The following is a 13,827-nucleotide window of genomic DNA, read 5'->3' as shown; positions in this document are numbered from 1 at the left end:
TGCCCCGCGTGTTAAACTTAAACCATGTCTAAAATGCCCAAAACAGCAAAAGCGTCTTTGTTGATTGTATTTTTCTTTCTCGCCTCTGCCGCAGTTTCTTACACCACTTTGGGTTTTACCAACGTCTTCTCGAAAAAAAATACCTTTCAGGAAACCAATAATTTTCCATCAAAACCCATCCCCACTCCCAAAACCGAAAGTGTGATAAGTGTACTTTTGCTTGGTTATGGAGGGGCAGGACATGATGGAGGCACCTTGTCTGATGTGTTAATGCTGGTTCGGTTGGATTATGCATCCAAACAGGTTGCACTAATCTCTATACCCCGTGATCTATGGGTTAATTTGCCAGTTAGATCTGATTTATCGCAACATTTTAAAATAAACATGGCACACGCGATTGGCTTAGATGATTCTCAATATGGTTTAAAACAACCGCAATACCAAGGTGAACTGGGTGGCGGTGAAATGGCAAAATATGCAGTTACCACTGTAACGGGTATTCCTGTAGATTATTTTGTATCGGTAGATTTTGCCAAATTTTCTCAGGCAATCGATCTTTTAGACGGGATAGAGGTTGAGATACCGGTTGATTTTGACGATTATTTTTATCCCATAAAGGGCTTAGAAAACGAAACATGCGGATTTTCTCCTGAAGAAATTGATAAATTTCATGTTGATTTCTCGGGTTTCGATCTGGAAAAACAATTTACATGCAGATATGAACATTTACATTTTGAAAAAGGCACAAGCCATATGGATGGCCAAACGGCTCTGAAGTTTGTCAGATCCAGACACTCCGACCAACACGGTGGAGACTTTGCTCGCAGTATTAGACAACAAGCAATCTTGGTTGCTACAAAAAACAAATTATTAGCACTTGGAGCATTAAACAACCCAATGGAATTTGTAAATACAATTGGAAGTATTATAAGAACTGATTTTGATTTCGCGGGAGTAACGGATTTAATTAACGTTGTCGGTAATACTGATGAGTATGAAATTAACAGTATTAATCTAACCACAGACAATGTTTTTTCCAATACAACCAGTGAAGCGGGGGCTTACATTCTGATCCCGAAAGAAGGCGCGGACAAGTGGAATCCCGTTCATGCGTTTATAGCAAACAGTTTAAATTCACACTAACTTCAGCAAATCGATAACAAAAAAAGTATAATTATGGAGTGAAAATACTAATAATTGAAGATGAAGCCAAAATTGCTAACTCGCTAAAAAAAGGTCTTCAACAAGAATCTTATGCAGTCGATATTGCACTGGATGGTTTAACTGGTTACGACATGGCGGGAAGTGAAAATTACGATGTGATCTTGCTTGATTTAATGCTCCCCGGAATGGATGGTATGCAAGTATGTTCTAAGTTAAGAAAGGAAAAAGTTAATACCCCAATACTCATGCTTACAGCCAAAGCGGAAATTGACAATAAAGTTGAGGGCTTGAATCTGGGTGCCGATGATTATCTTTCCAAGCCGTTTGCCTTTGAAGAATTGCTGGCACGGATCAAAGCGCTGTCAAGACGGCCCTCTCAAAGTACCGGACTTGTACTAACGGCAAACAACCTTAGTCTTGATACGGTTACTTATAAAGTAAAACGAAACGGGAAAAGCATTAAATTGTCAAAGAAGGAATTCGCACTGCTTAATTATTTATTGAGAAACAAAGGCGCAATAGTAACGAAAAACCAAATTATTCAGAATGTTTGGAATTTCGATGCCGATGTATTACCAAACACTGTCGAAGTTTATGTCGGATATTTAAGAAACAAAATTGACAAGAAATTTCCGAATATGAAACCAATGATTAAAACCTTAAGAGGATTTGGTTATAGAATTGATTAATACCATATGCGATTTAATTTAGGTAACATGTTCCAATCTGCCAGGATAAAACTTACAATCTGGTATGTAATTTTTGCGTTGGTGGTAAGTACTATCTTTAGTCTTATTATTTATAAGGAAATAACAGTAGTGCTGGAAAAGCAATTCTATTTAATCGAACAACAATTCAAAAGCGGTGCTTATGGATTCGAGGTTACACCAATACCTTCCCCGTTTTTTGAAAAAGACCTCGAAAAGGTTAATGAAAAATTAATCATAAGTCTGGTTTACCTAAATGGTTTCATTTTATTGTTTGCTACCGTAGCCGGTTCGTTTCTGGCCAGCAAAACACTTGAACCGATTGAAAGTACTCTGGAAAACCAAAAAAGATTTGTTATCGACGCATCACATGAGCTAAAAACTCCTGTTACCGCAATCAAAACAACAATCGAGGTAACCCTGCGAAACAAAAAACTGAAACTGGTGGATGCCAGATCGGTTTTGCTTGATTGTTTAGAGGAGGCGGACAATCTGCACAAATTGATTACTAATCTATTAAATCTCGCGCGTCTTCATGACAAAGACACCAATTTAAAGGTAGAAAAATTTGAAACTTCAAAATGCATCACAAACGTCGTTAGCAAATTCGAGTCCGTAGCAACACTTGCTGAAGTAGACATACACACACATCTAATATTCGGCAAAATTGAAGCTGAAAAAGAAAATTTTGAGAAAATTATAACTATCCTTCTCGACAATGCGCTTAAATATACGGGTAAAAAAGGAAAAATCGATATTACGTCCAAAATAAAGGGTAAATATTTTGTACTTTCACTTAGCGATACAGGGGTCGGAATACCCAAAAAAGATATTCCCCACGTATTTGACCGATTCTATCGCGTCGACAGATCCAGAAGTAAAGCTAACATTGACGGTTTCGGATTAGGATTGTCACTTGCCAAAAATATTGTCGATAACCATAACGGAAAAATTACTGTCAAAAGTAAAATCGGTAAAGGTACAACATTTACCACCAAACTCCCCGTCAAACAACAACGCAAATTCTAAGCAAATTCTCAACTTATCTTGCTAAGGTTATCCTAATTCTAATTTAAGACCAAACCAAATCAATCTAACAATCTTGGCATTGGGTTTTAAATTGGATACATAAGTTTATGGATAACAACTTAGTGTTATATATGCTGACTCTGGGTACTTTAGTCTCACTAACCAGAGCAACAAACCATGCCCTAAAAACAAGGAAAAATAACACACAAAAACCGGTTTACAAAAGACTCGCGGATAACTTTAATTTAAGTTCGCTTGATGTTCAAGCGGTTGTCGACGCTGTAAACGAAGAAAGAAAGACGGATTTCATGAGCAATTTTCCCCAGAGATTAGACCAACTAGTCAGCGACAAAACGATTACGGCAGGACAAAAAAGGATAATCCTTTTCAAAAAAGATGACATAGCGGAGGCATTTTTGTTAACAAACGGTAGTTTTGAATACGGTAATAACAAGGGAAAATTTGCCAACAAACTAAAGGCACTCAAGGCATGGGCGAAATACCATAATCTGGATTTAAAATTATTCAGTGTACTTTGCACAAATTATGTAAACGAGGTCGAAGGAATTTATATCTAAGAAAATTATTTTCGTTCGTTGACAAATTAATTTGTCAATCCTTTATTGTTTAAATATATTAGTATTCCTTTAGAAATCGCTCCGGCAGGTACTTCGGGATTGGTAAACAACAATCTCCTGTCGGATGAGTTTGTTAGAAAACCGGTTTCAATAATGAGCGAGGTAGTTGCAGGGTGTACCGAGTGCTCATATTTCCACCAAGAAAAAGCATAGTATCCGCGCATATTTCTTGTTATATTTGGATCTTTTTCTAAACCAGTAGCCTGTGCGTACTCCTCCTCGATAATTCGGACAATTTCTGCGGAGTTGCCAGTATAATCACGCCAGGGAGACGCCAGCTTGAAACCCGATTTTCTTGTGTCCTCACTTCCATCAGCGTGTATAGCTACAAAAAGATCAGCTTGATAACTTACGGGGACGGTTGCGGGGAGAATATCAACGATAACGCCTTCCTTTTCCAACATCGCAGCTGTTTCTTCAGCAATCTTTTTGTTTACTTCCCATTCAGCAATTCCCCCACCCGTTGCTCCCGTATTGTTTCTTAGTTTTGCAAGTTCATCGGGAAAGTCTTTGCTCCCCCAATGTCCCACCTGTAAACCAACTCTTGCTGGCCCATCCGGACGCTTCCAATTTTTTACCCAAGCATAGGGATCCAAGTTGGGAATCTCACTTTCAAATTCCCCGTATGGCGGCGCGCCGGTAATTGCTTCATTGCTTGCAGTAAAATAAATAACACCATTAAATACAAGCAACAATCCTGCAACTGCCAATAATATTGTTAATCTATTAGTCACAAGCAATAAGTTTACCATTTATAAAATTAATTTTTAGCAGATAAATCTTAACTTAAGCTGTGATTTACACAAGATGTTGTACGGATCACTTATATATACCACTTACAATGTAAATACCGGAAATGGCTAAGCTAAACAATAACCGCGTGAATCAAACACCAATTTAAGTAGAATATTATATAAGTTAGCCACAAAGCACATAAAAATGTCTACGGATATCGCTATCTACAGTTACTGATCCTAAGAAATTTCTAAATGTAAATTAAAAGCCATTTCGAATAAAACAGCTCAAGCAAATAAATTCCCAATCTCACAAATGACAAAAAACTATTACACAAAGTGTAGCCGTATTTTTAAGTAATTATTATTCGAGCAATAAGTTATACTTTGCTTGTGAGTAATAAACACATAGTATTAGCCATAGTTACCTTATTTACTATTTTCCAGGTGGTTAATTTATCAACCAAAAAAGAAAATCGTGTTACTTACTTAGATAAACTAACAAATCCATCAACGCCTACTCCAACCCCTTACATATTTCCGTACAAAATTCCCCAAATACCCAAAAGTCGATCGTATAGAACTGTAATTGTTGGCGATTCAATCGTTGAAAGTTTGGGGCTAAATGCAAACATTTTACGTGAATACTTGATTTACTATTACCCCGACAGTGAATTCGTGAATTACAATTACGGTTACGGGGCAACAAATATTTTATCACTACCGGAAAGATTAACTAGTTGGACGAAAAACCGCGAGTCATCAAATCAAGCAATATTAAAACAAGGCTTTGAGCTGATAATACTTGAAAGTTTTGCATATAACCCGCTTTCTGAATATCCCCTTGAGGAAGGATTAAAAATGCAGACTGACGTTTTGGAACAAAGCGTTTTACAAATCCTAAAAGAAAAACCCGGTTCGGTTATCGCTTTTATGACACCAATAGCTCCCAATCCGGACAATTTTGCCAGGGACGTTTATCATTTGTCGCAAGAGCAAAGTAGCTATTGGGTCAAAGAACGTATCGCCTACATAGAAAATCATAAACGCTTCGCGCTTGAAAAAGGAATCCCGCTTATTGATGTGTATACTGCTTCACTTAAGGATGATGGTTTGGTCGATACGCAATATATTTCAAATGATTTTATCCACCCTTCCAATGAGGGGCTTAATCTTATGAGCCGTCAGATTGCCGACTTTATTTACTACAACAAAATCTTTCCTGAGTAATAATCGATTTCTTAATTTGTATATTTTATTAAATAGTGTTCACGAAGATCCGAGTGCAAATACTCGCGGTTTTTGGGATTTGCACCTAATAACAACTCGACAATCTTACGATCAATAATCTGCAAACCAATGTTCCACATCTTGCAACATAATTAATTGAGAGTCTAATTAAAATATTAAGGAATATTGTCGGGTATTTTACTTTTTTTGCCTTAGATAATCCAACAAAAGTGTCATAAATAAGTGTGGAATTTTTTCAATTTTGTCTGGTGTCTCGGTGTATGCCAAGCGCATCTTGGTTGACGCTTTTTTCTTGTCTTTAGATGAATTATAAAAACCGCTCATAGGTGAAACCAACAAAGTCCAGTAAGTATCATCCATTTTTACTTTGCCGTATTTTGCACAATATTTTACGAAATCTGTCGCATCGAAATTACTTCCGGTAATATTTTTAACATCAACTACCGAGTAAATCGATGACTCAGGAAGAGACACAATTAGTCTTTTATCCAATGATTTAAAGGCCGATACAGTTTTTTCTATTAGACTTTTATAATACCCTCTTTGACTTCGAAACCATGCACTTAAGTCTTTTTTCGTTTCATCCAATAATCCCGTATACACGTATTGTCCGATTGTGTTTGCACAAAGATTAGCTGTTTGTTCGGCTACACATTTTTCATGAAATTCGAAGTTATCTGTGACAACTGCACCGATCCTTAAACCACATGCATTCCAAACTTTTGACGCACTTTCAATACTTATTCTCCGACCGGTTATTCCGGGTACCATTTTCTCGGTTATCGACCAAATGCTTACCGGTTTCTTTTTGGTAAAGTATAACTCTCGATATGCTTCGTCACTTACTATCCACAGATTATTTTTTACGGCAATTTTAGTTAGACCAATAAGTTCGTCAAACAACCAGTGTTGTCCCGTCGGGTTGTCGTAGGGGATAATTAACACTGCATTGGGTTTATATCTTTTTATCGCTTTCACAATTTCTTCTTCTTTGGGTAATTCAAACAGACCATTATTGTTTAATGTTCTTGTAATACTTACCGTTTTTCTTCTAAGGCGTTTGGCAAAAGAGTTGTAGTTTGCATACGTGGGGTCTATCGTTAAAATTGGTCTTTCGGTATTTTTCACTCTTCCGCTAATTCCAGCTAAAACCAGTTCCATTGCCATACTCCCCCCATCTGTAATTTGACTAAATAATAATTTCGTATCAATCCCTGAAGCTTGCATGACATGTAAAAGCGTTTTGTTCGCTTCACTAATTCCGATTGTCGCCGAGTAGCTGACTTCTCCTTGCGCAAATGGGCTTTCCTGCCCGGTCAAGTGCTTCATCTTGTCAAACATTGCAGGATGAATTGGAAGAGTAACATTCCCTATCGCAGCATTAATTGCCTTCACACCGTCTTTTCTTTTGCTAAATATAATTTGAGCAACTCTAATTACTGAAGGTTGAATATTTTCAAAATGGTCGGAGAAAACGGGTTTCATATTTATGTGGATTATAACATCATGTAAGTGTTTACAGACTATTTATATTTATACGAATTAGCTTGTCGTCAGTATCATCAGGATCGCCCCTACCGTCTTTGTTGCTCGTTGTTATATATACATAATTGTCAGGACCGAAAATCACCTCTCTTATTCTTCCAAATTGATCTTTGTATAATTCCTCGATTTCTACTACATTCTTTTTTGTGTCAACTTTATACAATGCTTGTCCGCGCAAACCACCAAAATAAAGAATGCCGTTTTTAATCGCAATTCCTGCAGGAGCCCAGGTCGTAAAATCCCCGGAATGTATATAGGGAGAAACCATACCTGTCCTTTTCTCATCACCCTGAATTTCCGGCCAACCATAATTTACACCCTTTTCAATTCTATTTATTTCATCACGTCCGGACAAAACACCCGATCTTCCATGTTCTGTTGCCCACAAATTTCCGTTTTCGTCCCAAGAAATTCCTTGCGGGTTTCTATGTCCGTATGAGTAGACAAGATTACCAAATGGGTTGTCGTCGGGCACCCGACCATCATCACCAACACGAAGAATTTTTCCTGCCAAACTGGTAATATCCTGAGCCAAAGAAGGTTCTTGTGCATCACCGGTTGTGATGTATAAATAATTATCCGGGCCAAACTTAATTCTTCCGCCGTTGTGGTTTGCGGCACCTTCAATTTTGTCAACAATTGTCATTTCTTCTCTAAGAGACTCATGTTCAAAAACCATTCGCGTCACTTTGTTTAAAGTAGATTCTTCGTTTCCACTGTAGGTATAGTAAAAATACACAAAGTGGTTTTCGACAAAATTGGGATGTGCTGCAATTCCCAAAAGACCCCCTTCTCCTATTTGCTTTACATCCAGTGTTGCTATTGGGGTATTTTGTTTTGAATCAACGCCAATTTGTCTGACTTTTCCAGAGCGTTCCGTAACAAGCATTGTGTTGTCGGGTAAAAATGTTATTGCCCAAGGTACTTCTAGATTACTTGCCAGTATTTCAAGAAATTCCACGGTTTCTTTTTCGACAACTGTGTTTTCGGTCGATTCAAGCTTAACCATCCCCAAAAGATCTTTTTTTGATAAATATAACTTATCAACCAAAACCAACAAAACGAAAGAGGAAAAGATAATTGACGCTACAATGAAACTTTTGACTTTCATCTTTTATATTTTACCATTTATACCAAAATACTCTCATAATTCTGCTATCTAGTATTTACAACAATATATGAGTATAATCTACTTCGTGAGAGATAATAATCGAAATAGAGGTGGAAGACCCAGTTGGAGAAATTCAAATCAGCGTGATTTCAATGATCGTGGCGACCGTGGTGGCAGAGGCGGATTTGGCGGCGGTAGGAGAGAAAGACCAATGATGCACAAAGCTGTATGCGATACATGCGGCAATGAATGCGAAGTTCCTTTCCAACCAACAAGCGGTAAACCTATTTATTGCGACAACTGCTTTACTAAAAAAAGCGGTGGTGGTCAACAGAGACGACCTAGCGGAAATGGTCAAATGGAAACAGTCATTGCTAAACTCGATAAAATTTTAGCATTACTTCAACCCACCCAACCGGTCGAAGCAAAGACTCTGTCAGAGGTTGAGGCAAAAGTCGTCGAAGAAAAACCCGAAGTAACCGAAGCAAAAGAAGTTGAGATTAAAAAAGCTCCCGAAAAAAAGGTAGTTAAGGTAAAAAAGCCTACCGAAGAAGCTTCAGAATAATTCCACAAGCTTTTCTTTTATCGTGTTTCATACATTGTTCGCGTAATGTCTCGAACTGTTATTTGGCAAAGTAATAACTGCACGACCTATTGTCCTCTATTAATACACTCCGGGGGATAAGATATAATAAATACATGAAATTTTTCTCTTCCCGATTATCCAGAATTATTTGGTTAACAATTTTGGCAGGCGTTATATTTTCCAAATTCGTATGGCTTGATAGATTTCCTGCCGGCATGGCACATGACGAAGCGATTTATCTGGCAAACGGGGTTAGTTATATGACAAACGGGTCTGATCTAAGCGGTTATTCCTTCCCGCTGTCACTTTTTCGCACCAAGACAGAAGGAGCAATAAGTTTTGTCCCTACCTATATATACGGCATATATTCCCTATTAACTCCTCTTACACCATTTTCAACCAGACTGTTACTGACACTGGTAAACTTAATGACCGCTTATATACTTTTCCTGTTTACAAAAAAAATCTTTAACAATACAAAACTTGCCACAACAAGCGCACTTCTATTTTTAATCAATCCCTGGAGTTATTTTTTGGCAAGATGGGCTGTCGACACTCCTTGGGCACTTCTTTTTTCGCTTGCATCTTTTCACTTCTTAATTAGGGCTAAAACAAAGTCGTATTTTGTTCTCTCAAGCGTTTTTTTCATATTGGCATTTTTTTCTTATCAAGGTGCCAAAATAATTCTTCTTCCTTTTATGTTAATCATCGCAGTTTACAAATTTAAACAAGACGGACAAGTTGCAAAAAAGATAACTGTTTGGTCTACTCTTCTTGTGACAATGTTTGTGATTTCGTATTTCGCAATCGACTCAATGCTTCCGGGTGATAGATTAACTGGACGAAAAAACGATATCGTTATTTTCAGACAGGATGACATTGCCCACACAGTTGATGCTATTAGAAGAAATTCTATCGAATTTCCGTATTCACATATATTAATCAATAAACCATCAGTTATGCTGGAAACGGTTGCAAAGAAATATTTTTCCGTCTTCTCTCCAGAAGTACTATTTTTTTCGGGTGACACTAGAGCAACATACCGATACGAAGATCATGGTCTATTCTTTGTTATTGATAGTGTGTTTATTTTTGTTGGAGCATTTGCACTCTTTAGGAAAAGAAGAAAGATTTTTTATTTACTTACCTCACTACTACTTGTATCACCACTCACTACCGCTCTCGGTGCCGTTGACACTTCCCAGGTAAACAGATCATTTCTGGCTCTACCGATTATGACAATGTTTGTAGCGTATGGTATTAATTACGCGTTTGGTGTCAAAAATAGAAGTTTCCAAAAAGCTGCGGCGGTCCTCATTTTCCTGCTTTACTTAATTTCGTATGTCAAATTTTTACATTTTTACTATTTTCAATTACCGATTTCTCAACAGGAAAACTATTTTTTAACCGACAAGATAATCTCAAGGTACATTGATTTCACAGACCCCGACCGTTCAATTTACGTTGTAACAAACACTCCCAGATCAAGTTTCTGTGGATATGCGCTATATACTAATAAACTAGAAAATCTCGCTTCACCCGACACAGCACGTGATTCATTTAGCTTAGATTCGCGGGTTATTTTCAGTGCCAACTGCCCCACGTTTAATGACAGCTCCACCTATATCATTATCGCCGGATCGGATTGCCATAAAGACAAAAAACAAGACAATGCTATTTTGGACCACAAAGATGCCGGTACGCTTTATAATATTTACAACGATGCAACGTGTAATAAAAATGATGCCATGTATCGTAGATTTCACCTATTGGACGACTATGACCTTGATAGTCTGGATAAGACAAGGTTTTGCGAGTCGTGGATTCATGCTCCCAAAATTTAATAACTGTTCTGCTCACTACTTTCGGTAATATTTAAAACAATGCAGTTTTTTAACGTAACACTTTTTATGTTAATTAGTTTTCTTTAATTATTACTTTCTCGTTTTCGTCGTCCGGCTTTTTCAAATATTTTAATAAGCGGCATTACGTTTTCGGCATGAGTTGCTACCTGTTTATTGGGATGATGCATGCCGTCGACATACTTTTCACGAAGCTTTCTCTCTGCATCTTGTGCAACACCATCATCAATTTTACTAGTCTCAACTTCGCGAGGCATCTAAATTCACTATATTCCAAATTTAGGAGAACGCAAATAATAACTTTGAGTTAGTTTCGCCAAGATAGATATTTTGCGGCGTTAATTTTTTTAGGGGGTAAGAAAAGTTTGCTTATTGATAACCCGGGTGTTTTTTACCCAAGAGCGTATCCGTGATATATTTTTCCGGATCAAAATCTATTCCAAAAATCGTGTCTAGAATTACTTTGGCGATATAGGAATTACCCAACTGATTTGGGTGCCACACATCCGGATCCCCTTCTTTGACGTTTTCCTCCGGTATTTCTTCCGATATAAAAGTAAAAAATTTCTCAACCGGGAAAGCGGAATATTTACCAAACATATCAATTTTAAAAAAAGACGTGGTGTCGGGAATTTGCATGAACAAATGCGTATATGGTTTATACTTCGTATTAATCTGCGTACTGATCGAGGCGATGGTATTTGACCAAGCAACTTTTACGCGTGAATCATTTATCGTCTTTGAAAACTTCATGATATTTTCAACAGATTGTTCGGGAGTTACGTGGTATGTCTTATCATTTCCTCCCATTAAACAAATTACCAGGTTGGGATTTACCATCATTATCTCATCAGTCTTGGTAACAATGTCACTCGTAGTTGAACCATCGTAAGCAAAGTTAAAACCCTTCAGTCCCCACTCAACAGTCTTCCAGTCACCGTCCATATACTTTGTAAATTCACACTGAAGTACATAGATGACAATATCGCGCCAATTTGGATGCACCCATTCACAGCTGGCAATTGAATCCCCTGTAAAGCTAATGTAGTACTTTCCACCTGTTCGTAAACTACGAATAATTTCTTCCTTATCAATAAACGACATGTCCAAAGTATACCAAATACGCTTAACGCGACGCACTAAAACACAGATTCAAAAACTATGATCTTTAATTAGTGAAGGATGTTGTTTCCAATAATTACTATTTAAACAAGCAACACAAGTCAGTGCGGTATTTCATAAGCAGCTTAATAAGTTGTATTACACAGCAAACCCGTCGACAAAATCCTTTCACAAGTTTAATTTTGTAAAGTTATTTTGTTGTTAAGATATTTGAGTGTCGCACTAAGGGAGTTATACCACTGAAGGCTAGTTCTCGGAGAAAATATTTGGATATAATCCTTCAAAAGTTTGCCTCATGCCGGGTAATTTATCAGCCACTACTCCACTAAAATTCTACTTGATCGACTTTGGTTTCATATTTTGGTAAATCACGTCTTCTGGCATACTCTATAATTAATTCAGTCGCGGTCTTACTGGGTAAATCCAATCGCCTGCAAAACGAAACTCCTTGTTGTACTAAAGGTTCAGATAATCTTTTTCCAAACTCCCCTGTCATTAGCTCAGAATTATACACCAAAGTACGTATCAAATATATTTATTGCGAAATTTTAATGTTATTTAATTAAGATACTTATTAAAATATCCAACTGACCGATCCAATGCCAGTTTTATGTAATCGCTTATAAAAATGTTTATGGCTGATCACAACCGCACAGGCATTTTCATCACTTGGTTTACAAATTCATCATCATCTCTCTAACCACCAAGGCAAAATAATAATATACCAGGTAAACCCAAAAGGCTTGAAGCAGTACACCAAAAAGAACATGCCGAGCACGTATTTTTCTTTTTAATTTCCTTTGCCTTATCACATATAATCCGGTAACAAACACAGGAATGCTTAAAAAGCAACCAATAAGAAAAATATTAACCATGCCGTTTAAGTTCATTTAAATGAAGCACTGTTTGACAAAAATTTCTCAATTAATTGTTTAGCGTCATCTAAATTGGTATACGTTACCAAGTTAAATTCTGGCGCTTCTTCTTCGGTGATTCCCCGAACCATACTGCTTAGATTGTGTAATAGATCTTCACGAACCAAACAAAGTATATAAGTTTTATTTAATCCCCTTTTGGCTTTTCCAATTGCACGCTCTATTTCCATACCTACTCCCAAACTTGGACTGTTTACTATGGCAACCAGATGCGTCGCTTCATCTACCCATGCCATGTCGACTTTTCTCGCCATCTCCCAAGGATTTTCCACCTCATCCCATTTAATTCCAACACGTTGCTCAAACACCTTGTCTATCTCTTTCTGATTTCTTCCGGCCACGTGTTCACTTAAAACATCAGCTCCATTATTTTTCATAAATTGCACCAGCTCGTACCCAAAATTCGGGTCGATATCGGGGACACCTTTGATCGAATTGGAAAAATACACCTTACAACCATCAAAAAGTTTATTCATGTAACTAGTTTAATCTAAACCTCTGTAATAATCTTGCCTTTGTTTGAAAAGTTTTGCAAACAGATCCAGGGCGTAATCGGTTATAAACAAAGGGTATCTTTTGGTATAAACACTTCTCATGTACCTAGCATTTGACACTGCATCAAAAGACGGCTTTACACTTTTTACATCTAATCCCGCTAGTGTATCTGCCTCCATCAACACCAATTCATCCGTGTCTTGTAAAATATCTAGGTTGTCATGAACGCGGACTAGATGCTCCACCCGACGTTTTTGTTTGTTGGACAAAAAATCAAACTCATCACTCGTCAGCAGATTTTTTATGTTATCGGCTCCGATAATCATATGAACCTTTTTAGCTTTATTGATATCCTCCAAACTTAAGCGCTTGCCCTTTTCAAACAACCTCGCATATCCCCAATCGTGGGCATAAGCGGCGATAATCAAAACGTCCTCGTCTAGATTCAATTCCTTTGATTTTTCAATAATTTTTTTAACATAGCAAACAACGGTTTCGGTGTGCGGCTTATCCCAATTGGGTCGACCCTTTTCAAGCTCGGGAAAAATTGCGTCTTGCAATACTTTTTCGTAAGGTTTCATAACAAAAAGTATATATTATTTGCACATTTGATACACAACAATACTCATACAGCTTTTGTCCTAATTA

The 13,827-nt window shown here is 37.4% G+C and carries 16 protein-coding genes; 7 read left to right on the top strand and 9 right to left on the bottom strand.

All coding sequences use genetic code 11. The annotated features are described in order from the left end of the window. The first annotated feature begins 24 nt into the window (after positions 1–24). The 4 genes from IPM62_00795 to IPM62_00780 all read left to right on the top strand — a co-directional run bounded on the left by IPM62_00795 (position 25) and on the right by IPM62_00780 (position 3,478). Positions 25–1,143 carry an LCP family protein gene (locus IPM62_00795; GenBank protein QQS39139.1) on the top strand — a complete coding sequence of 373 codons (1,119 nt, stop codon included), beginning with the start codon at positions 25–27 and terminating at the stop codon, positions 1,141–1,143. Between the two features lie 38 nt (positions 1,144–1,181). After that, entirely contained in the window at positions 1,182–1,853 is a 672-nt protein-coding gene (locus IPM62_00790; protein ID QQS39138.1) for a response regulator transcription factor, read from the top strand. Positions 1,854–1,859: 6 nt separating this feature from the next. Then, complete coding sequence (locus tag IPM62_00785) at positions 1,860–2,900, top strand: HAMP domain-containing histidine kinase (GenBank protein ID QQS39137.1); 1,041 nt, start codon at positions 1,860–1,862, stop codon at positions 2,898–2,900. A gap of 107 nt (positions 2,901–3,007) precedes the next feature. Continuing rightward, a complete protein-coding gene (locus IPM62_00780) occupies positions 3,008–3,478 on the top strand; it encodes a hypothetical protein (protein ID QQS39136.1) in 471 nt (156 codons plus the stop codon). 26 nt (positions 3,479–3,504) lie between these two features. Here the strand turns inward: IPM62_00780 and IPM62_00775 are convergent, their stop codons facing one another. After that, positions 3,505–4,272, bottom strand: a complete 768-nt coding sequence (locus IPM62_00775; GenBank protein QQS39135.1) for an N-acetylmuramoyl-L-alanine amidase — start codon at positions 4,270–4,272, stop codon at positions 3,505–3,507. Between the two features lie 393 nt (positions 4,273–4,665). On the opposite strand from IPM62_00775, the gene IPM62_00770 reads away from it, so the two are divergent. Next, the gene (locus tag IPM62_00770) at positions 4,666–5,502 is read left to right on the top strand and encodes a hypothetical protein (protein QQS39134.1); all 837 of its coding nucleotides are present in this window, start codon (positions 4,666–4,668) and stop codon (positions 5,500–5,502) included. A gap of 198 nt (positions 5,503–5,700) precedes the next feature. On the opposite strand, the gene IPM62_00765 is transcribed toward IPM62_00770, so the two are convergent. Beyond that, a complete protein-coding gene (locus tag IPM62_00765) occupies positions 5,701–7,008 on the bottom strand; it encodes an aminotransferase class I/II-fold pyridoxal phosphate-dependent enzyme (GenBank protein QQS39133.1) in 1,308 nt (435 codons plus the stop codon). A gap of 31 nt (positions 7,009–7,039) precedes the next feature. Continuing rightward, entirely contained in the window at positions 7,040–8,179 is a 1,140-nt protein-coding gene (locus tag IPM62_00760) for a PQQ-dependent sugar dehydrogenase (protein ID QQS39132.1), read from the bottom strand. A gap of 67 nt (positions 8,180–8,246) precedes the next feature. On the opposite strand from IPM62_00760, the gene IPM62_00755 reads away from it, so the two are divergent. Both IPM62_00755 and IPM62_00750 read left to right on the top strand, forming a co-directional pair. Continuing rightward, positions 8,247–8,744, top strand: coding sequence for a hypothetical protein (locus tag IPM62_00755; protein ID QQS39131.1), 498 nt, complete (start codon positions 8,247–8,249; stop codon positions 8,742–8,744). 134 nt (positions 8,745–8,878) lie between these two features. Then, positions 8,879–10,609 (top strand): hypothetical protein, encoded by a 1,731-nt coding sequence (locus IPM62_00750; GenBank protein QQS39130.1) that lies wholly within the window; start codon positions 8,879–8,881, stop codon positions 10,607–10,609. Between the two features lie 83 nt (positions 10,610–10,692). Here the strand turns inward: IPM62_00750 and IPM62_00745 are convergent, their stop codons facing one another. The 6 genes from IPM62_00745 to IPM62_00720 all read right to left on the bottom strand — a co-directional run bounded on the left by IPM62_00745 (position 10,693) and on the right by IPM62_00720 (position 13,760). Continuing rightward, on the bottom strand, positions 10,693–10,884 hold the full coding sequence (locus IPM62_00745; GenBank protein QQS39129.1) for a hypothetical protein: 192 nt from the start codon (positions 10,882–10,884) through the stop codon (positions 10,693–10,695). Between the two features lie 112 nt (positions 10,885–10,996). Then, positions 10,997–11,731: an SGNH/GDSL hydrolase family protein gene (locus IPM62_00740; protein ID QQS39128.1), complete on the bottom strand. Its 735-nt coding sequence runs from the start codon at positions 11,729–11,731 to the stop codon at positions 10,997–10,999. Positions 11,732–12,074: 343 nt separating this feature from the next. Continuing rightward, the gene (locus tag IPM62_00735) at positions 12,075–12,245 is read right to left on the bottom strand and encodes a hypothetical protein (protein ID QQS39127.1); all 171 of its coding nucleotides are present in this window, start codon (positions 12,243–12,245) and stop codon (positions 12,075–12,077) included. Between the two features lie 178 nt (positions 12,246–12,423). Continuing rightward, positions 12,424–12,639 (bottom strand): hypothetical protein, encoded by a 216-nt coding sequence (locus IPM62_00730; protein QQS39126.1) that lies wholly within the window; start codon positions 12,637–12,639, stop codon positions 12,424–12,426. Then, entirely contained in the window at positions 12,636–13,160 is a 525-nt protein-coding gene (locus tag IPM62_00725; protein ID QQS39125.1) for a hypothetical protein, read from the bottom strand. Before IPM62_00725 ends, IPM62_00730 begins: the two co-directional genes overlap by 4 nt. Before the next feature lie 9 nt (positions 13,161–13,169). Continuing rightward, entirely contained in the window at positions 13,170–13,760 is a 591-nt protein-coding gene (locus IPM62_00720; GenBank protein QQS39124.1) for an HD domain-containing protein, read from the bottom strand. Positions 13,761–13,827 lie beyond the last annotated feature (67 nt).

The organism is Candidatus Woesebacteria bacterium (assembly GCA_016700095.1).
Taxonomy (GTDB): domain Bacteria; phylum Patescibacteriota; class Microgenomatia; order UBA8517; family UBA8517.
Note: the sequence above shows the minus strand (reverse complement) of the source record. Positions and strands in the feature narration are given on the sequence as shown.

Coding starts and splice junctions, on each gene's coding strand:
- IPM62_00795 (QQS39139.1), top strand. CDS start 25: ATGTCTAAAATGCCCAAAACAGCAAAAGCGTCTTTGTTGATTGTATTT.
- IPM62_00785 (QQS39137.1), top strand. CDS start 1,860: ATGCGATTTAATTTAGGTAACATGTTCCAATCTGCCAGGATAAAACTT.
- IPM62_00780 (QQS39136.1), top strand. CDS start 3,008: ATGGATAACAACTTAGTGTTATATATGCTGACTCTGGGTACTTTAGTC.
- IPM62_00765 (QQS39133.1), bottom strand. CDS start 7,008: ATGAAACCCGTTTTCTCCGACCATTTTGAAAATATTCAACCTTCAGTA.
- IPM62_00760 (QQS39132.1), bottom strand. CDS start 8,179: ATGAAAGTCAAAAGTTTCATTGTAGCGTCAATTATCTTTTCCTCTTTC.
- IPM62_00755 (QQS39131.1), top strand. CDS start 8,247: ATGAGTATAATCTACTTCGTGAGAGATAATAATCGAAATAGAGGTGGA.
- IPM62_00750 (QQS39130.1), top strand. CDS start 8,879: ATGAAATTTTTCTCTTCCCGATTATCCAGAATTATTTGGTTAACAATT.
- IPM62_00745 (QQS39129.1), bottom strand. CDS start 10,884: ATGCCTCGCGAAGTTGAGACTAGTAAAATTGATGATGGTGTTGCACAA.
- IPM62_00740 (QQS39128.1), bottom strand. CDS start 11,731: ATGTCGTTTATTGATAAGGAAGAAATTATTCGTAGTTTACGAACAGGT.
- IPM62_00735 (QQS39127.1), bottom strand. CDS start 12,245: ATGACAGGGGAGTTTGGAAAAAGATTATCTGAACCTTTAGTACAACAA.
- IPM62_00730 (QQS39126.1), bottom strand. CDS start 12,639: ATGAACTTAAACGGCATGGTTAATATTTTTCTTATTGGTTGCTTTTTA.
- IPM62_00725 (QQS39125.1), bottom strand. CDS start 13,160: ATGAATAAACTTTTTGATGGTTGTAAGGTGTATTTTTCCAATTCGATC.
- IPM62_00720 (QQS39124.1), bottom strand. CDS start 13,760: ATGAAACCTTACGAAAAAGTATTGCAAGACGCAATTTTTCCCGAGCTT.